The organism is Aeromonas sp. R10-1 (assembly GCF_040908465.1).
Classification (GTDB): Bacteria; Pseudomonadota; Gammaproteobacteria; order Enterobacterales; family Aeromonadaceae; genus Aeromonas; species Aeromonas caviae.
In genome coordinates this window covers 1-17,593 of sequence record NZ_JBFODT010000032.1, presented here as the reverse complement: position 1 = coordinate 17,593, position 17,593 = coordinate 1, and the positions used below count along the sequence as shown (strand labels likewise).

Genomic DNA, 17,593 nt, shown 5'->3' with positions numbered 1-17,593 from the left:
CAGATGAAGTTGGTGGGTCGTCACCCAGCATGCGCAAGAATGAGCCAACAATATCAAAAAGATAGACGATGAGGCGTCATTCGATGTCAGGCAGGGAAAAGGGAGGGCGACTGAAACAAGAGGGCATGGCACCCTCTTGTGTGGACTGTGACGGGCGCCTTAGCGAGCCTGGTATTTCGGCGAGCGGGGGCCATGGAGGATGCCGTTGGGCATGTCGGCACTGAGCAGCCTGATGCTGGTGATACCTGCGATTTCATGGCCCTTGTCGGTAAGGGTGTTGGCAATCTGATTGACCACCGCCACCACCAGCATACCGATGAGGCCGCCCCCCGAATTGCCCTGCTGCTCGGCACTGCTGGCGCTGGCACTGCCTTCCCACAGCAGCTTGCCGGTGCGCAGATCCACCAGGCGGGCACTGGCGGTGACCACTGTCTCGCTGGAGATGACCAGATAGCTGGTGCCGTACTCCTTGATGTCGAGGTAGAGGGCGGTATCGGCTCCGTAGATCTCGTGGAGCTTCTTGATGGGCAGCGCCTGGATGTCGGCGGGCTCGGTCACGCCGTTCTGCCGGAACGTCTCGTTGGTGACCGCCACCGGCAGCACGTAATAGCCAGACTCGGCGAGCGGATAGGTGATCTGGGATTGCAGGCTGGCGCCCGCCTTGATGTCCGGCGAGTGATTCACCGGCGGCAGCACCAGAATGGAGGTCGGTCTGCTCTCCTTGAAGTTGCTGTAGTCGTAACCGGGGCCCTGTGCACAGCCGCCCAGAAGGAGGGCGCCCAGCGTGAGGGCAAGGAGGGTGCGCAGGGTCATTGGGTCTCTCCCTTCTTGTTGGACATCAGGAAGTTCATGAAGGGGGCCGATTCGGGGAAGAGGCGCTTCTCGGTTTCGAACTGCTCACGAGTCTGGGCATCCTTGCCGAGCTGGGCGTACAGCATGCCGAGGTGAGCGTGAAAGCCCGGTGGCACAGTCTGCCCCTTGGCGCTCGCTTCTTGCTGGTTTTTCTCCAGCGCATCGATCTGCGCTTCGACCCCGGTGTCGTCACCCTGCATGTGCTGGTAAACCACCCCCTGATATTGATCCCAGTTGTAGAGCGTCTGCGGCCCCTGGGCGCAGGCGCTCAGCAGCAGGCCGCTGGCCAGCAGCAGGGAAGGACGGAACCGCGTCATCTCGTCTCTCCTCATTGGGCCGGGCGCCAGGCACCGGTCTCGATGCCGTTCACCAGATTGTTGACGGCCTCGCGGATGGCGAGATCCAGCACCTTGCCGTTCAGGGTGGAGTCGTAGCTGGCGGTGCCGCCGAAGCCGACGATCTCGCGGTTGGAGAGTTCGTACTCCCCGGCACCCTGGGAAGAGAAGACCACTTCCGAGGTGGTGACGTTGACGATGTTCAGGTTGACCTTGGCATAGGCGATCTGTGACTTGCCGCGACCCAGGATGCCAAACAGCTGATGATCACCGACTTCCTTGCGACCAAACTCGGTGACGTCGCCGGTGACCACGTAGTCGGCGCCCTTGAGTTGCTGAGCCTGTTGCTTGATCCCGGCTTCGGCCTGGATTTCCGCCATGTTGTCGCGATCCAGCACGCTGAAGCGGCCGGTCTGCTGCAGGTGGGTGATCAGCACGGTTTTCGCCTGGTTGCCCAGCCGGTCCACGCCGTCGGAGAAGATGCCACGCATGTAGCTGGAACGGTTGTCGAACTTGCCGACGGCGATGGGGCTGCGTGCGCCCTGATAGTGGCTCTGATAGGAGGCAACCTTGGGTACCTCCAGGGTGCGCGACGACTCGCTCGCACAGGCTGTCAGCAAGCCCGCCACCAGGATGACACTGGATGAAACAACAAACTTCTTCATGTAAGGCCCCGTTATCAAAGGAAAAAACAGCGGCGGACTCTAACATGGTTCGTTGCGAAGAAAGTGCCCCGTATGGGGGGCATACCCGCTCAATCCCTGTGCGTTTTACAGGGGAGAGCGGAGGGCCGGGTCTGTTGCAGGGGCTGGAACACCTCCTCCAGGGCTGCCACCAGGGCGCGCATGCGGCCCGTCTTCTGCACATCCGGGTGCAACACCATCCAGATGTCGATGGGATCGTGCTTGTCAGGCAGCAGGCGCACCAGGGCGGGATCCTCCTCGGCGAGGAAGGTGGAGAGCAGGGCGATGCCGAGCCCCTGCCGGGCGGCCGCCATCAGCACCAGCTGGGCATTGCTCTGCAGGACCACGTTGGGTTCGTGGAGCGGTTCGCCGCACAGACTCAGCCAGTGACGGGCCACCAGCTCTTTGGGAAAGAGCAGCAGGTCGTGCTCTTGCAGTGCCTGACCCGAGCGGGGCGTGCCTCGCCTGGCCAGGTAGTCGGGAGAGGCGTAGAGCCCCATCTTGATGGTGGCGAGCCGTTTGACCACGAGATCTCCCTGCTCGGGACGCACGCTGCGAATGGCGAGATCCGCCTCCTGATTGGGGATGTCGCTCACGCTGACGGCGGTCAGCAACTTGAGGCGGATGCCGGGGTAGCGCTGGCGCAGCAGGCTGAACGCGGGCAGCACGAAGCCCTGTGCCAGGGTATCCGTGGTGGCGATGCAAAGCTCCCCTTCCAGCTCCCCCAGGCTCGCGGTGCGCATCATGGCCAGGGCCGCCTGCGCCATGGCCTCGGCCTGGGGCAGCAGCGCTTCCCCCAGGGGGCTGGGGCGATAGTGTCTGGGGGTGCGGATAAACAGCTTGGCCCCCAGCTGCTGCTCGAGCAGGGTGATCCGCCGCCCGACGGTGGCCTGATCCACCCCGAGCTCGAGTCCGGCCTGCCGCAGGCTGCCCCGCCGTGCCAGGGCCAGGAAGAAGCGGGCATCGTCCCAATTGATCATGCTTGCTCCTCGCTCAAGCAGAACGCCCGATTGGCGCCGCAATATTAGATGCCAGCGGGGATGGCAGCACAAGGGGATAGACCGGGTCCGGTGCGTGCCTGCGGCTCCCCGGCCAAGGGCGCGTGCCACCCCGACGTGATGCAGGATTGAGTCGGCGTGATGCAGAACTGCCGCAGTCCGGGGTGGGCGGGATCGCTATGATGTCGCTCCCGATTGCGGTTTCATTCGTCTGCCACTGGAGTGTCCATGTCTGTCTCAAGCGTCCCGGCTTGCGAGCCAGGTCAGGTTGTCCATCCTCGTCTGCGCTGGTTTCTCTCCCTCGCCCTGATGTCGGCCCTGCTCAACAGCAGCGTGCCTACCCCGCTCTATCCCCATTACCAGGCGGCGCTGGCGCTGAGCGATCTCGGCCTCAGCCTCATCTATGGCGGCTATGCGGGGGGCGTGCTCATCGCCTTGTTCGGGGTGGGCAACCTGGCAGGACGCGTGGCGGATCTGCGCACCCTGATCCTGCCTGCCCTGGTGGCGGTCGGGGGCGGGGCACTGCTCTTCTCCCTGGCCGACAGCTTCTGGGCCCTTTTGCTGGCGCGGCTGCTGGCCGGGATTGGCACGGGCACCCTGACCGGTGCCGCCAATGTGGCGCTGCTGCGCTTCGGCCCGAAGGATGGGGGCAAGCGGGCGGCGCTGAGCGCCACATTATCGTTCACCGCCGGGCTGGCCCTTGGCCCCGTGTTCAGCGGGCTGGCGCTGCAGCAGGATCTCTACCCGACCACGCTGCCGTTTTTGCTGATCCTGGGGATGGCGGCCTGCGCCATCGGGGGGCTGGTGTTGAGCTGGCCCAAAGGGGCGAGGGCGACGGAGGCCGCCCCGAGCGGGCAGGGTGGCGGATCCCTGGGAGAGGGGCTTAGGGCCACGGGGGTCGGGTTCTTCCTTTGCGCCCTGGCGCTCTTCACCGCCTGGGCGGTGGCGGCCAGCTTGCTGGCCATGGGTCCCAAGGTGGTGAGCGAGATACTGGGCATGACGGATCTGGGGCTGTTCGGCTATCTTGTCGCGGCCTATCTGGTCTTCTCCGGGCTTTGCCAGCTCTGGGCCCGTCGCCTCGATGCCCGCCATACCCTGCAAAGCGGCGTGCTGGCCCTGGCGCTGTGCGTGCTGCTCTTTGCCGGGGCCGTTCACGGCCTGCCCAGCTGGCTGGCGGGACTCGGGCTGCTGGTGGCGGGCTATGCCCAGGGGGCCGTGTTCGTGGGCAGTGCGACCCTGATCAATCGCATCGCGCCCCCGGCCAGCCACGCGCGGCTGCTCTCCCTCTTCTATGTGATCGCCTATGTGGCGAACTGGGTACCCGTGTTGCTGGGCTGGGTGAGCGACGGGGCCGGTCTTGGCGTCGCGCTGGATCTGCTCTTCGTCGGCAGCACCCTGACAAGCCTGGGGCTGGCCTGGGCGGTGTCTCGGCGGCGCTTCGAACCCGCTGTGTGACAGGGCATCACCCATCGACCAGGACGACGCTCCCGGCATCCAGGTGGTGCATCCACTCCCGGAGGATCAGCAGGGCGGCGGCGATGCGCCTCTCCCTCGGCAACTGGGCCGACGCCAGGGGATCCCCCTCCACCATGGCGGCAAGCTGACCGAACAACCGCTCTATGTTCTCCCGGCTCTGCACCCGGTTGCCTAGCACCTCGGTCAGGGGCTCCGGGCTTTGCAGGTGCAGCACGGGGTGGGGCGGGATCCGTGCCGCGAGGGGCATCAGCACACCCTCCACCACCATGATGGCTTGCTCAAGCTCCAGGGGCGTCGGCGGATCCCGGCGAAAGGGTCCCGGGGTCAGGGCATCGAGCCCCAGTGTCAATGCAAATGTCTGGCTGGTGCCATCGGCCGCGGTGAGCGCGACCTGGCTTCGAGTATTGCCCAGGCTCAGCAAAATGGTGTCGTGATGCTCTCTGGTCATCTGGTGTGCTCCCGGCGTTGGATGCCCCATGGATACACCCGCACGGGGCGGATTGGCGAGTCATTTCGCCCCCCATTCGGGCATCAGGGGTTGCAAAGATCGCCATGAGTGGCAATCTGGACGTCCAAACGTCTTTAAAGGAGCCCTGACATGGATATTCGTATCGTCCCCCGCGCCCTCGTGCTCGCCCTTTCTCTGGTGGGGGCGAGTGCCCTTGCCAACGAGGCCCTGGTGTTCCAGACCGACTTCGGTCTCAAGGATGGCGCCGTCTCGGCCATGAAGGGGGTCGCCTTCGGGGTGGACCGCACCCTGCCGCTCCATGACCTGACCCATGAGATCCCGGCCTACAACATCTGGGAAGCCTCCTACCGCCTCTATCAGACCCTGCAATACTGGCCCGCGGGTACCGTCTTCGTCAGCGTGGTGGACCCCGGTGTCGGCACCGAACGCAAGTCGGTGGTACTCAAGACCAGGAGCGGCCACTACATCGTCAGCCCGGACAACGGCACCCTGACCCTGGTGGCGGAGCACTTCGGCATCGAGGCGGTGCGCCAGATCGACGAAAAGACCAACCGCCTAAAGGGCTCCGAGAAGTCCTACACCTTCCACGGCCGCGACGTCTACGCCTACACCGGCGCGCGCCTCGCCTCCGGTGCCATCAGCTTCGAGCAGGTGGGGCCCCTGCTGCCCGCCGAGGTGGTGACCATCCCCTATCAGCCCGCGGTGGCCGAGCAAGACGGTACCCTGAAGGGCACCATTCCGATCCTGGACGTGCAGTACGGCAACGTCTGGACCAATATCGACGACAGCCTGCTGACCAAGGCGGGTATCCACAAGGGGGACAACGCCTGCATCAGGATCAGCGAAGGGGATGCGCTGAAATACGAGGGCAAGGCCCCCTACGTCAGCAGCTTTGGCGATGTGCCGGAGGGCCAGCCCCTGGTCTACCTCAACAGCCTGTTGCAGGTGTCGGTGGCCCTGAACATGGACAGCTTCGCCGCCAAATATCAGGTGCAATCCGGCGCCAACTGGCATATCAGCCTGAAGAAGTGCGGCTAGAGGCTGCCAGCTGTCAGCGGGTGCTATCCGGTACAAACGGGCATAGCAGTCTGAAGACGTGCGGCTAGATAGAGGGGAGAGCTTCTGTCGGCGATGTGTCTCTTGGGGCGGTGGGACTGGTGTCCACCGCCCCTTGTCGTTGGCGGTGGCGTCTTGCCGGGCCAGCCGGTTATCTCATCATTTGTCATCCTCGTTTAATAAAGCGCTGCCATGCTGTGGCCGGACGCCGTGATGACGCAATGATTGCGCCGAGATAACAAGGAAAAGCCGATGAGCCGTTTTGACGAGAAAGACAGTGCCAACCACCCCCGCGAGCAGGAGCCGGCATTCAACCGCCTCATCGAGGCGGATCTCAGCCGCCGTGGCTTCCTCAAAGGGGTGGGCGCCGCCAGCATGGTGGCCTTCTTTGCCGCGAGCCCCGTGGCCCAGGCCGTGGCTGCCGCCACCCGGCCGCTGCTTGGCTTCCAGGCCGTGCCCGCCTCGGTGGCCGACACCATAGTGGTGCCGCCCGGCTACAAGGCCGAGGTGCTGATCGCCTGGGGAGATGCCCTCTTCCCCGATGCCCCCGCCTTTGCCCAGGGCAATGATGCCAAGGCCCAGGCCCGCCAGTTTGGCGACAACAACGACGGCATGAGCTTCTTCTCCCTGGGGCCGGATCGCGCCCTGCTCGCCGTCAACAACGAATACACCAACTACGAATACCTGTTTGAAGATGGTGGCAAGACCCTCAGTGCAGAGGCTGTCGCCAAGGCTCAGGCGGCCCACGGGGTCTCCCTGGTGGAGCTGGTGCGCATCGATGGCAAGTGGCAGGCCAACCCCAAGGGGGCCCTCAACCGCCGCATCACCGCCACGACCCCCATGACATTGAGCGGCCCGGCGGCGGGCCATGCCCTGCTCAAGACCCAGGCCGATCCCGAGGGGCGCACCGCCCTTGGCACCTTCAACAACTGCGCCAATGGCCAGACCCCCTGGGGCACCTACCTCACCTGCGAGGAGAACTTCAACGGCTACTTCGGCAGCGAGGGCAAGCCGGAGCTGGACCAGCGCGCCGCCCGCTACGGCTTGGCCGCCGAGGATGCGGGCTTTGGCTGGCACAGGTTCGACGAGCGCTTCGATCTCGCGAAGCATCCCCAGGAGCCGCACCGCTTCGGCTGGGTGGTGGAAATCGATCCCCGCGATCCCGCCTCCACCCCGAAGAAGCGCACCGCCCTTGGCCGCTTCAAGCATGAGAATGCGGCCTTCACCATCAACCAGGATGGCCGCGCCGTGGTCTACCTCGGCGACGACGAGCGGGGGGAGCACATCTACCGCTTCGTCTCGAAGAACAAGGTGGCGCCGGGCAACGATCCTGCGAACCGGGATCTGCTGGATGAGGGCACCCTCTATGTGGCTCGCTTCGAGGCGAGGGAGGGGGAGCTCAAGGGCACCGGCCAATGGCTGCCCCTGGTGCACGGCGAGCACGGTCTGACCCGGGAGAACGGCTTCGCCGATCAGGGGGAGGTGCTCATCTTCGCCCGGGAGGCGGCGACCCGGCTCGGCGCCACCACTATGGACAGGCCCGAGTGGGTGGCCGTGCATCCCCACAGAGCCGAGGTCTACTGCACCCTGACCAACAACAAGAATCGCGGCCTCAAGGAGAACCAACCTCTCGATGGCGCCAATCCCAGGGCCGAGAACCCCTATGGCCAGATCATCCGCTGGCGCCCGATGGGGGACGATCACGGGAGCGATCGCTTCGAGTGGGATCTCTTCCTGCTGGCGGGCAACCCCGGCGTGCACAAGGAGGGGCTGATGGCGGGCAGTGCCAACATCCACCCGGACAACATGTTCAACAGCCCGGACGGCATCGGCTTCGACGAGGCGGGGAGGCTCTGGATCCAGACCGACGGCGACTACTCCAACGAGAAGCAGTTTGCCGGCATGGGCAACAACCAGATGCTGTGCGCCGATCCCGCGAGCGGCGAGGTGCGCCGCTTCCTGACCGGCCCCGTGGCCTGCGAAATAACGGGCCTCACCTTCACGCCAGACTGGCGCACCCTGTTCGTCGGGGTGCAGCACCCGGGTGAGGAGGGGGCACCCTCCCATTTCCCGGACGGCGGCACCGCCATTCCCCGCTCTGCTGTGTTGCGGATCACCCGGGACGATGGCGGCATCATCGGCGCCTGATGGCCCGGAATCACCGCCTGGCCCGTGATGACAAGAGCCGCCTTCGGGCGGCTTTTTTGCGGGTATAGCGGGCGGGAGACAAAAAAAGACCGGGTACGGGACCCGGTCAAAGAACCCGCGCATTCAGGGAAGAAGTGCGGGCGTTCAGGCTTGGTGGCGGGGCCGGGCATCGGCCCCCGATCCGGTGTCGGGGAGAGTGGCGTCACCCCGGCGTCAATGCGGGCTATTCGCGCTCCAGTGCGTGGATGGGATCCAGCCTGGCGGCCCGGCGGGCCGGGGCGAAGCCGAATATTACCCCGATCAGGCTGGCGCAAAGGCAGGCCACCCCCATGGCGGCAAGGGAGTAGCTCATCCGGACGCCGCTGCTGAAGTGGTCGAACAGTTGGCCCAGCAGCAGGGAGAGGACGATGCCGAGCACGCCCCCCAGCAGGCAGATCAGCACGGCTTCAATCAGGAACTGCTGCTGGATGTCCCGGGTCCGGGCGCCGACCGCCATCCGCACCCCTATCTCCCGGGTGCGCTCGGTGACCGAGACCAGCATGATGTTCATCACCCCTATGCCCCCGACGATCAGGGAAATGAGGGCGATGAGGGCGATCAGCGTGGTCAGGGTGGCGCTGGTCTGGCTGATGGTCTGACGGATGCTGTCGGTGTTGAGCAGGAAGAAGTCCTGGCTGCCGTGGCGCAGGGTGAGCAGGCGGCTGATGCCGTCCTGGGCGGCGTCGAGGCTCACCTCGTCCCGCACGCGCACACTGATGCTGCGCAGATGGCTCTGCCCCAGCAGGCGGCTCATGGCGGTGGTATGAGGGATCCAGACGTTGAGGGTCTCGTCGCTGCCAAAGCCGCTCTGGTTCTTGATGGCGACCCCGATCACCCGGCAGGGCAGATCCCCCAGCAGGATCACCTGGCCCAGGGGGGACTGGGTCGGGGCGAACAGCTTGTCCCGGGTGTGCTCGTCGATCACCACCTCCTGGGCCAGGCTCTCCTCGCTCTGGCGATCAAAGCCCATGCCCTGGGCCAGGCGATAGCCCCTGACCTGGAAGAACTGGGCGCCGACGCCGTTGATGGTGCCGGAGACGGCGGTGCTGCCAAGGCGCAGGGTGGCGCTGGTGCTGAGGCTGGGGGTGACGCTGTGCACGTAGTCCAGCCGGGCGATGGCCTCGGCGTCCCCGATCCGCAACGTCTGTATGGTAGCGGAGCGCATGTCCCCGAAGCCGCGGCCGGGGAACACCTCCAGGGTGCTGGTGCCCATGGCGTTGATGTTCTCCAGCACTCGCTCCCGGGAGCCCTGCCCGAGGGCCACCACGGTCACCACCGAGGCGATACCTATGATGATGCCGAGCATGGTGAGAAAGGTGCGCAGACGCTGGGCAACCATGGCCTTGAGGGCCATCTGCAGGGCATTCCCGAGCCCCGCCATCAGCGGGGTCTTCCCCCTGGCGGACGTCTTGGTGGCGGCCTGGGTCGCCTGGGGAAGGGCCTGTGGCTCGCGCGTGCGGCGATCGGCGATCACCCGGCCATCTTTCAGTTCGATGATCCGCTCGGCGTGGCGGGCGATGTCCATGTCGTGGGTGACGATCACCAGGGTGTGGCCCTGGCGATGCAGGGCCTGAAGGCTCGCCATCACCTCGGCGCCGCTCTGGCTGTCGAGGGCCCCGGTCGGCTCGTCGGCCAGGATCACCTCGCCGCCGTTGATGAGGGCCCGGGCGATGCTGACCCGCTGCTGCTGGCCGCCGGAGAGCTGGCTTGGCTTGTGTTCGAGCCGGCTGGCGAGGCCTAAGCGGGTCAGCAGGGCCTCGGCCCGCTGGCGTCGCTCGGCCGGATCCAGACCGGCGTAGAGGGCGGGCACTTCCACGTTGGTGCGGGCATCGAGATCCGCCAGCAGGTGATAACGCTGGAAAATGAAGCCGAAGTGCTCCCGGCGCAGGGCGGCGAGCTCGTCCCGGCTGAGGGTGGCAGTGTCGCGCCCGGCCACCAGATAGGCCCCCTCGCTCGGCTGATCCAGGCAGCCCAGCAGGTTCATCAGGGTGGATTTGCCGGAGCCCGAAGCGCCGACGATGGCCACCATCTCTCCACGGGCGATCGCCAGATCGATGCCATCGAGCACGGTGACGGTGCGCTCACCCTCTCCGAAGTGGCGGCGGATGCCCCGCAGTTGCAACAAGGCGCCCATGGTCACATCCCCATGGGGGGCGGCATGCCCCCGGCGGCGTTGCTCTGGCCTGCGCTCACTTCGCTGACGATGACCCGCTCACCGGTGCTCAGGCCCGACAGGATCTGGGCATCCACCTTGTTGTTCAGGCCGACCTTGACCCGGCGCAGGCTGATCCGGCCTCCGTCGTCGATCACCCTGACCTGATCCCCCTGCAGGGCGATGGCCGGGATCACCAGCGCATCTTTGAGCCGGGCGACCACCAGATAGACCTGGGCCGTCATGCTGATCCTGAGCTGACCATCCTGGTTGGGCACCTCGAATAGGCCGTGATAATAGATGGCGCTGCTGTCGCTGCTGCTGGTGGTGTCGTCGTCATTGATGGTGTCGGGGGCGGGCTCGATGGCCCGCAGGGATCCCTCGAAGCGGCGCTGGCTGTTGCCAAGAATGGTGAAATAGACCGGCATGCCGACCCGGACGTTGATGACGTCGGCCTCGGAGATCCTGGCCTCCACCGTCATGGTATCGAGCTGGGCGATCTTGAGCAGGGTGGGGGTGCTCTGGCTGGCGTTGAGGGTCTGCCCCTCCTCCACCGGCATGGCCACCACGGTACCGGAGAGGGGGGCCAGGATCCGGGTATACCCCAGGTTGACCCGGGCTGTGTCCACCGCGATCTCGGCCTGCACCCGCTGGGCGTTGAGGGCCCGGATATCGGCCAGGGTCTCGTCCAGGGTCGCCTTGGCGCTGTCATGGTCGGCCGTGCTGCCAAGACCTCTTGCGACGATCTGCCGCTGGCGCTGGTATGCGAGGCGAGCATTGCGAAGGGTGGCCTCTTTGGAATCCAGCTGGGCCTGGAGGTTGTCGCGCTGGGCCAGGGCATCCTTGAGGGTGTTCTGCTGGGGCAGATCGTCTATCTCGACCAGCAGCTCCCCCTGTTTGACCTCCTGCCCCAGAGTCACGTGCAGTTTCTTGATCTGGCCCGACACCTGGGCGCCCACGCTCACCTGCTTGCGCGCCTTCAGGGTGCCGTCCGCCATGATGAGCTGCTCCAGATCCCGGGTCTCGGCACTGGCGGTGATGTAGTCGCTGGCGGGTGCCTTGGCTTGGGGGCGCCAGGCCAGCAACAGGGCGAGGGCGCACAGAGGCAGCAGCCAGAAGAGACGAGGGGAGAACGTGGGCATGACAACCTGTATCCTGAATGACGATCACGGCGGCACTCTACCCCAGAGCCGGGTTAAGGCTCTTTGCGCCAAGCGTAAGGGTTTCGTAAAAATGGCTGCCAAGTGCGTGGCAAGCGGCGAAAATGGCCGCCGACAAGGGAGACCGCATATGAAGATCCTGCTGGTGGATGACGATGCCGAACTGGGCGCCATGCTGAGTGAATACCTGGGGGGAGAAGGGTTTGATACCACCCAGGTGCTGACCGGAGGGGAAGGTGTGCACCATGCCCTCTCCGGCCGTTACAGCGCCCTGCTGCTGGATGTGATGCTGCCCGACTTGAGCGGCACCGAGGTGCTGCGCCAGGTGCGCCAGCGCAGCCGCCTGCCGATCATCATGCTGACCGCCAAGGGGGACAACGTGGATCGAGTGGTGGGACTGGAGATGGGGGCCGATGACTATGTGCCCAAACCCTGCTACCCCAGGGAGCTGGTGGCCCGGCTGCGGGCCGTTCTGCGGCGGGTCAACGAGGGGGGGAGCGCAACCCCCTCGCCGGATGCCCTCATCCTGGGGGATCTGACGGTCACCCCGGCCAACCGGGTCTGTCTCTGGCAGGGGGAGCCGCTGGAGCTGACCGCCACCGAGTTCAACATGCTGGTGTTGCTGGTGCGAGCACCGGAGCAGGTGGTCACCAAGGACACCCTCTCCCTGCAAGGGGTAGGGCGCCCGAGGGAGGCCTATGATCGCAGCGTCGATGTGCACATCTGCAACCTGAGGCAGAAACTGCAGCAGAAGGCGGGGGAAGCCGTCACCATAGAGACGGTGCGCAGCATAGGGTACAAGATACGGTGATCCTCAAGGGACGTTTGTTCTGGAAGATTCTGCTGGGCTTCTGGCTGGCCATCGTGCTGGTCAGCCAACTGCTCTGGCTCGGTTTTCGTGCCGAGCGTGACCCCCCGGAAGAGCACCTGGCCCAGCAGTTGGCGAGCCAGCATCTGGAGATGGCGGCAGCCGTGCTGGCAAAGGGGGGAATCGAGGCTGCGACGGCATTGAGCCAGGCCATGTCGCCGCCGTTGCTGCAGATAACACTCCTCGATGTCTCCGATGCGCCTCCCCGGCCAGCGCCCCGGGCATCCAGGCCGCGAGCCTCAGGGGAACCTGGCCCGGGCACCGTGCTGACACGCACCGTGATTGCCAGCGACGGGCAGACCTATCTGCTGCAGACCAGAGCGGACCCGCGCGTTCTCCCCGGCGGGCCGGCTCCCGGCCCCCTCTCCTGGTTCAACATTCCTCCGCCCATGCTCTGGATTGGCGGCCTGGGGGGACTCTTGTTCAGCATTCTGTTCGCCTGGCACCTGACCCGGCCCATGAACGCCCTGCGGCGCAGCTTCGATCGGGTAGCCAGAGGGGATCTGGGGGTCAGACTCTGGCCCGCTCTGCGCTGGCGCCGGGACGAGCTCACGGAGGTGGCGAAGGAGTTCGATCTCATGGTGGAGCGGTTGCAGCAACTGGTCGAGGGGCGCGAGCAACTGCTTCACGACGTCTCCCACGAGCTGCGATCCCCCCTGGCCCGCATCCAGATGGCCATCGGCCTGGCGGAGCAGCGCCCAGAGAAGGCGAGCGACGCCCTGGCGCGGATCCGGCTCGAGACGGAGCGGATGGACAGGATGATAGGGGAGCTGCTGACCCTCTCCCGTGCCGAGCAGGGCCACGGGCTTGAGCAGAGCCACTACGACCTGCTGGCGCTGGTGGAGACCGTCGTCCAGGATGCCAGGTTCGAAGCCCAGCAATCCGGAGTCGAGATAGCGCTCGAGGCGGCGCTGGGGGAGGGTTGCCTCCTGCTGGGGCATGCCGAGCTGGTGCGCCGCGCCGTGGATAACGTGGTGCGCAACGCCCTGCGTTTCTCGCAGTCGGGCCAGATGGTGAATGTTCGCTTGCTGCGCCTGGGCCAGGAGGTGCAGCTCTCCATCGCCGATCGGGGGCCCGGGGTGGAGGAAGGGAAGCTGGCGGGGATCTTCGACCCCTTCGTGCGCATCGGCTCACCCCGCATGGGCAAGGGCTACGGGCTCGGGCTCGCCATCGCCCGCAAGGCGGTGATTCTGCAGGGCGGTACCATCCAGGCGCGCAATCGCGCACAGGGGGGGCTGAGAGTGACCATGACGCTGCCCCTGCATGACCCGTCTTGAGGTACGCGGCTCAGACCCGAGTGGGGTAAACACCCCGGTAATGAAAGAGGGGGCCAAGGCCCCCTGCTCGTATCTGTTCCTCCGTGCGATTCAGTGCAGCGCCGCTGGCGGCGGCACCTCGGTGTAGCGCCCGTCTATTTCTCGCAGGTAGTAGTGACCCTCCCTGACGTAATAGCGGCGGCCATCCAGATCAAGAGGGATGAGCCCTGTCTCTGCCCCCACCAGGACCTGAGGAGGTGGGGAGACCACCACATAGTGGTTCTCCTGCCGGCGGTAGAAGATGCCGTCGAGCACATAGTAGGTGAGCCCGGCCAGCAGCAAGGTTTCCACCCCTCCCGGCAGCCGGTCGACGCGGTGGCCGAAGCCGGGACCAGCCCCATGGCCGTACTGCGGGGCAGGGCTCTCCCATCCGCCCGGTCTGCTCATGTTCCCCGGACCCGCCATGGCGGGCAGGGCGATGGCCATGGCAAGCAGCCAGAGTGAAGGGCGGTGCAGACTCATCTTACTGCCCCTTGAGCGGCGCACCGGCGGGCTGGGGTTTGAGTGGCTGGGGCGGCAGTTCGCGCACGCTGACCGTGACCTCGTAGCGGGTATCCGGCTTGGCGGCATCAATGTTTTTGGACAGCGCCTGGACCAGGACCTGGGGATCCGCACCCTGCTTGCTGGCGTGATAGAGCACTGAGGGGGGGGGTGTCATGGGGCCTCCCTGGCGGGCGCCCATCGGGGGCGGCATCTCGCCGGCATGAAGGAGCGTGGTGCCCAGCAGCAGGGCAAGGGCGACAGGATAGCGTGACATGATGATGACTCCATTGATGGGAACGCCCCCATCAAACGCGACGCGTGCACTCGGCTCAACCACCTTTACACCCTCTTTTCGCCCTCTTTACAGTTGTGACAACGGGCGCCGTGGCGCCCGTTGTGTGTCGTGAACCGCTCGCCGGATCAAAACTCGTTGGAGAGCGCCTTGTAACCCCTGACCAGGTCGATATTGGTGTGAGCCACATCCTCGGAGAACTCGGTGGCGTCCACGGTGACGCGCGGGATCTGCGCCAGATCGCTCTGCTGGTTGATGCGGGTGGTGGAGGGGACATAGAAGCCGGGGGGAATATCGCAGCCATCGACCACGGAGTTGTGGCGCACCACGGACCCTTCGCCGATGTGGCAGTTGAACAACACGCTGTTGAAGCCGATGAAGACCCGGTTACCCACTTCGCAGGGGCCGTGGACGATGCTGCGGTGGGCGATGGAGCTGAACTCGCCGATGGTGACGGCAGCGCCGGATTTGGAGTGGATGACGACGCCATCCTGAATGTTGGAGTTGGCGCCGATGACGATGGGTTCCATGTCACCACTCTCGTCCACTTCGTCTGCGCGGATCACGGCATAGGGGCCGACAAACACGTTCTCCTTGATGATCACCTTGCCACAGATGATGGCGGTCTTGTCGATATAGGCGGATTCGTCGATAACGGGCAGGTGACCTGAGGGATTCTTGCGGATCATGTTACGTCCTGTTGCTGATGAAATCGGGGATACGTGGCGCGTCATGAAGGCCCGCCGGAGAGCCAGCTTACGCCTCTGATCCGGCAGGGGAAACCTTTTACTGGTCTGACCCACAGTGAGTAAGGCCATTTTGAGCGATTGTTCTTTGACTCCCTGTTATGGGAGCATGAGGGCGTAAAATGGGGCGCCACCGGGTGCAAAGAGATGAGGGGGAACGAGAGATGAAGCAGGTCATGGTATGGCTGGTGGGGTCGCTGTTGTGGATCTCCGCCGCCCAGGGCAAAGGCTATGCGGGGGAGTTTGACTATTACGCCATGGCACTCTCCTGGTCGCCCGAGCATTGCGCCATCAAGCCAGGGGATCGGGAGCAGTGCGCCCGCAAGCTGGGGTTCGTGCTGCATGGGCTCTGGCCCCAGTATCAGCGCGGCTACCCCGCCAGCTGCACCCGCGAGCGGCTGGATGCGGATATGGAGCAGCAGTTTGCCGGGCTCTACCCCAGCCGCTTCCTCTATCGCCACGAATGGGAGAAGCACGGCACCTGTTCCGGGCTGAGCCAGGAGGCATTTCACCAATTGGCCAGCGATCTGCGCCAGAAGGTGAATATCCCGGCCGCCTATCAATCGCCGGAAGAGCCGCTGCGCAAAAACAGCTTCCAGCTCAAGGCTGATCTGGCGAGCGCCAACGAGTGGCTGGCCCCCGATAACATCACGGTGGCCTGCGCTGATGGGGGCCGCTTCCTGCGGGAGATCTACATCTGCATCAACAAGCAGGGGACGGATGCCGTTCCCTGCTCCGACGAGATGCAGAAGCGGGAGCGCCGCTCCTGTGGCCAGCCGGACTTCCTGCTGCGCAGCGTGCGCTGACACCTCACGTTCGGGCCCTTCGCGGGCCCGATGTGCAATGAACCTCAAGGAGCCTGATGGATGAAAGCCAAGACAGGATGTCTGGCCGGGAACTGGACAGGCGATATGGCCAGACGACGTGTCAGCACGTCAGGTGCGCTCTGCCGACTCAACCTTCCTCTGTTGCACAATCAGACTGACCATCAGAAACAGGAAACCATCATATGACGCTCTTTGCCGAACTGGGGATGCGCTATCCCGTCATTCAGGCCCCCATGGCGGGCGTGCAGAACAGCGCCCTGGCGATGGCGGCGACCAGTGCGGGGGCACTGGGCTCCCTGCCTGCCGCCATGCTGAGTGGTGCCGAGCTGCGCCAGGAGCTGAGCCGCCTCGCCGCCAGCGGGCCGGGTCCATACAACATCAACTTCTTTTGCCATCGGCAGCAGGAGCCGGAACCGGCAGCGGAGCAGCGCTGGCGCCAGGTACTGTTACCCTATTACGCCGAGTTCGGGGTGGATGCCGCTGCGCCGTCGCGAGCCCCCTCTCGGGCCCCCTTCAATGACGAGCATGCGGCCCTGCTTGCAGAGTTCAGACCTGCCGTGGTCAGTTTCCACTTCGGCTTGCCCGAGCCCGAATTGCTTGCCCAGGTAAAAGCCACAGGCGCAAAAGTGTTTGCCAGCGCCACCACGGTGGCAGAAGCGCAGTGGCTTGCTGACCACGGAGCCGATGCCGTCATCGCCCAGGGGCTGGAGGCGGGTGGCCATCGCGGCCACTTCCTGAGTGAGGATCTCAGCTTGCAGCAGGGCACCTTTACCCTTCTGCCACAGGTAGTGGCGGCAGTGGATCTGCCTGTCATCGCCGCCGGGGGCATAGTCGACGGCAAGGGGATCAAGGCTGCCTTGGCACTGGGGGCCAGCGCAGTCCAGGTGGGAACGGCGTTCCTCTGCTGCCACGAGGCGACGACCTCGCCTCTGCACCGTGCGGCGCTGCAGGGGAGGCATGGTCAACACACCGCACTGACCAATCTGTTCAGCGGCCGTCCGGCGCGGGGGATAGTCAACCGCTTGATGCGGGAACTCGGCCCCCTTTCGGTGCTGCCGCCAGACTTCCCGTATGCCAGCGGCGCATTGGCTCCGTTGCGTGCCGCAGCCGAAAAGGCGGGTGACAGCGGTTTCTCGCCACTCTGGGCCGGGCAGAATATATCGGGTTGCCGCTCCATGGCGGCAGCCGAGCTGATCGCTGCCTGGGTTGCTGAGGCAGGACTGGTCTGAGCGTCACTTTGCGATTCTCTTCCTTTATATATGGATTGATATGGTCAGCAACCCTTCGAACAGGAGACGGGCAGAGAGGAACGGGAGGTAATAGGGTGCAGAATGAGCCCTTTCCGGGTTTGCCCTGTGGGTAAGTCTGTATAAAAACTGTGTTTTGATATGAATAACTAAGAATTGACATTTTTTTGCAATTTTATTGCGATGAAAGCTTGCCAATGTGATCTATGTCTCTATAATGCGCCTCCATCGACAGGGCAAGCGGCAACGCAAACAAGCCAGTCGGTGCCTCGAAAAAGCCTCGTAAAATAAGGCTTGACTCGAGAAGGCGGTTGAGTAGAATGCCACTCCCGCAGCAGCCAAAAGCTGCGTTGCTCTTTAACAATTTGAATCAAGCAATCTGTGTGGGCACTCACAGCATCGAGCATCAAAAACAATTTTTGATTTTCAATGTCTGATGAAGTGAC

At 64.7% G+C, this 17,593-nt stretch carries 18 protein-coding genes; 7 read left to right on the top strand and 11 right to left on the bottom strand.

Annotated features, from left to right (window positions below; all coding sequences use genetic code 11):
* Positions 1-159: 159 nt before the first annotated feature.
* The 4 genes from AB5Y93_RS15615 to AB5Y93_RS15600 all read right to left on the bottom strand — a co-directional run bounded on the left by AB5Y93_RS15615 (position 160) and on the right by AB5Y93_RS15600 (position 2,850).
* Complete coding sequence (locus tag AB5Y93_RS15615) at positions 160-813, bottom strand: DUF799 domain-containing protein (protein ID WP_214006037.1); 654 nt, start codon at positions 811-813, stop codon at positions 160-162.
* Complete coding sequence (locus AB5Y93_RS15610; protein WP_368229778.1) at positions 810-1,169, bottom strand: DUF4810 domain-containing protein; 360 nt, start codon at positions 1,167-1,169, stop codon at positions 810-812. The genes AB5Y93_RS15615 and AB5Y93_RS15610 overlap by 4 nt, the downstream gene beginning before the upstream one ends.
* An 11-nt stretch (positions 1,170-1,180) precedes the next feature.
* Entirely contained in the window at positions 1,181-1,852 is a 672-nt protein-coding gene (locus AB5Y93_RS15605; RefSeq protein ID WP_182935825.1) for a CsgG/HfaB family protein, read from the bottom strand.
* Positions 1,853-1,941: 89 nt separating this feature from the next.
* A complete protein-coding gene (locus AB5Y93_RS15600) occupies positions 1,942-2,850 on the bottom strand; it encodes a LysR family transcriptional regulator (RefSeq protein WP_368229777.1) in 909 nt (302 codons plus the stop codon).
* Between the two features lie 246 nt (positions 2,851-3,096).
* Between AB5Y93_RS15600 and AB5Y93_RS15595 the strand changes: the two genes are divergently transcribed.
* Positions 3,097-4,323 (top strand): MFS transporter, encoded by a 1,227-nt coding sequence (locus AB5Y93_RS15595; RefSeq protein ID WP_368229776.1) that lies wholly within the window; start codon positions 3,097-3,099, stop codon positions 4,321-4,323.
* Between the two features lie 7 nt (positions 4,324-4,330).
* Here the strand turns inward: AB5Y93_RS15595 and AB5Y93_RS15590 are convergent, their stop codons facing one another.
* Positions 4,331-4,792, bottom strand: coding sequence for a hypothetical protein (locus AB5Y93_RS15590; protein WP_368229775.1), 462 nt, complete (start codon positions 4,790-4,792; stop codon positions 4,331-4,333).
* A 150-nt stretch (positions 4,793-4,942) separates the two neighbouring features.
* Here AB5Y93_RS15590 and AB5Y93_RS15585 point away from each other — a divergent pair, with 150 nt between their 5' ends.
* Together AB5Y93_RS15585 and AB5Y93_RS15580 are read left to right on the top strand one after the other, a co-directional pair.
* Positions 4,943-5,851 carry an S-adenosyl-l-methionine hydroxide adenosyltransferase family protein gene (locus tag AB5Y93_RS15585; protein WP_368229774.1) on the top strand — a complete coding sequence of 303 codons (909 nt, stop codon included), beginning with the start codon at positions 4,943-4,945 and terminating at the stop codon, positions 5,849-5,851.
* A gap of 270 nt (positions 5,852-6,121) precedes the next feature.
* Entirely contained in the window at positions 6,122-8,017 is a 1,896-nt protein-coding gene (locus AB5Y93_RS15580; RefSeq protein WP_368229773.1) for a PhoX family phosphatase, read from the top strand.
* Positions 8,018-8,240: 223 nt separating this feature from the next.
* Here AB5Y93_RS15580 and AB5Y93_RS15575 read toward each other — a convergent pair whose 3' ends face one another.
* Both AB5Y93_RS15575 and AB5Y93_RS15570 read right to left on the bottom strand, forming a co-directional pair.
* Positions 8,241-10,190 carry a MacB family efflux pump subunit gene (locus AB5Y93_RS15575; protein ID WP_368229772.1) on the bottom strand — a complete coding sequence of 650 codons (1,950 nt, stop codon included), beginning with the start codon at positions 10,188-10,190 and terminating at the stop codon, positions 8,241-8,243.
* Positions 10,191-10,192: 2 nt separating this feature from the next.
* A complete protein-coding gene (locus AB5Y93_RS15570) occupies positions 10,193-11,350 on the bottom strand; it encodes an efflux RND transporter periplasmic adaptor subunit (protein WP_368229771.1) in 1,158 nt (385 codons plus the stop codon).
* A gap of 148 nt (positions 11,351-11,498) precedes the next feature.
* On the opposite strand from AB5Y93_RS15570, the gene AB5Y93_RS15565 reads away from it, so the two are divergent.
* Both AB5Y93_RS15565 and AB5Y93_RS15560 read left to right on the top strand, forming a co-directional pair.
* The gene (locus tag AB5Y93_RS15565; protein WP_010672948.1) at positions 11,499-12,179 is read left to right on the top strand and encodes a response regulator transcription factor; all 681 of its coding nucleotides are present in this window, start codon (positions 11,499-11,501) and stop codon (positions 12,177-12,179) included.
* A 14-nt stretch (positions 12,180-12,193) separates the two neighbouring features.
* The gene (locus tag AB5Y93_RS15560) at positions 12,194-13,513 is read left to right on the top strand and encodes an ATP-binding protein (RefSeq protein WP_234936755.1); all 1,320 of its coding nucleotides are present in this window, start codon (positions 12,194-12,196) and stop codon (positions 13,511-13,513) included.
* 90 nt (positions 13,514-13,603) lie between these two features.
* Here the strand turns inward: AB5Y93_RS15560 and AB5Y93_RS15555 are convergent, their stop codons facing one another.
* From AB5Y93_RS15555 to AB5Y93_RS15545, 3 genes are all read right to left on the bottom strand, one after another.
* Complete coding sequence (locus AB5Y93_RS15555) at positions 13,604-14,014, bottom strand: DUF6515 family protein (protein ID WP_214006029.1); 411 nt, start codon at positions 14,012-14,014, stop codon at positions 13,604-13,606.
* A 1-nt stretch (position 14,015) separates the two neighbouring features.
* Positions 14,016-14,309, bottom strand: coding sequence for a hypothetical protein (locus tag AB5Y93_RS15550; protein WP_041214573.1), 294 nt, complete (start codon positions 14,307-14,309; stop codon positions 14,016-14,018).
* Positions 14,310-14,455: 146 nt separating this feature from the next.
* Positions 14,456-15,016: a carbonate dehydratase gene (locus AB5Y93_RS15545; protein ID WP_010672952.1), complete on the bottom strand. Its 561-nt coding sequence runs from the start codon at positions 15,014-15,016 to the stop codon at positions 14,456-14,458.
* 221 nt (positions 15,017-15,237) lie between these two features.
* Here AB5Y93_RS15545 and AB5Y93_RS15540 point away from each other — a divergent pair, with 221 nt between their 5' ends.
* Both AB5Y93_RS15540 and AB5Y93_RS15535 read left to right on the top strand, forming a co-directional pair.
* A complete protein-coding gene (locus AB5Y93_RS15540) occupies positions 15,238-15,879 on the top strand; it encodes a ribonuclease (RefSeq protein ID WP_214006028.1) in 642 nt (213 codons plus the stop codon).
* 203 nt (positions 15,880-16,082) lie between these two features.
* Complete coding sequence (locus AB5Y93_RS15535; RefSeq protein ID WP_368229770.1) at positions 16,083-17,129, top strand: NAD(P)H-dependent flavin oxidoreductase; 1,047 nt, start codon at positions 16,083-16,085, stop codon at positions 17,127-17,129.
* Positions 17,130-17,359: 230 nt separating this feature from the next.
* On the opposite strand, the gene AB5Y93_RS15530 is transcribed toward AB5Y93_RS15535, so the two are convergent.
* Positions 17,360-17,593 (bottom strand): hypothetical protein (locus AB5Y93_RS15530; RefSeq protein WP_368229769.1); only part of this gene is annotated, 234 nt, incomplete at its 5' end.

What these genes read in the sequence shown, in the direction of transcription:
- AB5Y93_RS15570 (WP_368229771.1), bottom strand. Translation starts at nt 11,350, where the DNA reads ATGCCCACGTTCTCCCCTCGTCTCTTCTGGCTGCTGCCTCTGTGCGCC.
- AB5Y93_RS15600 (WP_368229777.1), bottom strand. Translation starts at nt 2,850, where the DNA reads ATGATCAATTGGGACGATGCCCGCTTCTTCCTGGCCCTGGCACGGCGG.
- AB5Y93_RS15605 (WP_182935825.1), bottom strand. Translation starts at nt 1,852, where the DNA reads ATGAAGAAGTTTGTTGTTTCATCCAGTGTCATCCTGGTGGCGGGCTTG.
- AB5Y93_RS15610 (WP_368229778.1), bottom strand. Translation starts at nt 1,169, where the DNA reads ATGACGCGGTTCCGTCCTTCCCTGCTGCTGGCCAGCGGCCTGCTGCTG.
- AB5Y93_RS15595 (WP_368229776.1), top strand. Translation starts at nt 3,097, where the DNA reads ATGTCTGTCTCAAGCGTCCCGGCTTGCGAGCCAGGTCAGGTTGTCCAT.
- AB5Y93_RS15540 (WP_214006028.1), top strand. Translation starts at nt 15,238, where the DNA reads ATGAAGCAGGTCATGGTATGGCTGGTGGGGTCGCTGTTGTGGATCTCC.
- AB5Y93_RS15615 (WP_214006037.1), bottom strand. Translation starts at nt 813, where the DNA reads ATGACCCTGCGCACCCTCCTTGCCCTCACGCTGGGCGCCCTCCTTCTG.
- AB5Y93_RS15545 (WP_010672952.1), bottom strand. Translation starts at nt 15,016, where the DNA reads ATGATCCGCAAGAATCCCTCAGGTCACCTGCCCGTTATCGACGAATCC.
- AB5Y93_RS15580 (WP_368229773.1), top strand. Translation starts at nt 6,122, where the DNA reads ATGAGCCGTTTTGACGAGAAAGACAGTGCCAACCACCCCCGCGAGCAG.
- AB5Y93_RS15590 (WP_368229775.1), bottom strand. Translation starts at nt 4,792, where the DNA reads ATGACCAGAGAGCATCACGACACCATTTTGCTGAGCCTGGGCAATACT.
- AB5Y93_RS15550 (WP_041214573.1), bottom strand. Translation starts at nt 14,309, where the DNA reads ATGTCACGCTATCCTGTCGCCCTTGCCCTGCTGCTGGGCACCACGCTC.
- AB5Y93_RS15575 (WP_368229772.1), bottom strand. Translation starts at nt 10,190, where the DNA reads ATGGGCGCCTTGTTGCAACTGCGGGGCATCCGCCGCCACTTCGGAGAG.
- AB5Y93_RS15535 (WP_368229770.1), top strand. Translation starts at nt 16,083, where the DNA reads ATGACGCTCTTTGCCGAACTGGGGATGCGCTATCCCGTCATTCAGGCC.
- AB5Y93_RS15565 (WP_010672948.1), top strand. Translation starts at nt 11,499, where the DNA reads ATGAAGATCCTGCTGGTGGATGACGATGCCGAACTGGGCGCCATGCTG.
- AB5Y93_RS15585 (WP_368229774.1), top strand. Translation starts at nt 4,943, where the DNA reads ATGGATATTCGTATCGTCCCCCGCGCCCTCGTGCTCGCCCTTTCTCTG.
- AB5Y93_RS15555 (WP_214006029.1), bottom strand. Translation starts at nt 14,014, where the DNA reads ATGAGTCTGCACCGCCCTTCACTCTGGCTGCTTGCCATGGCCATCGCC.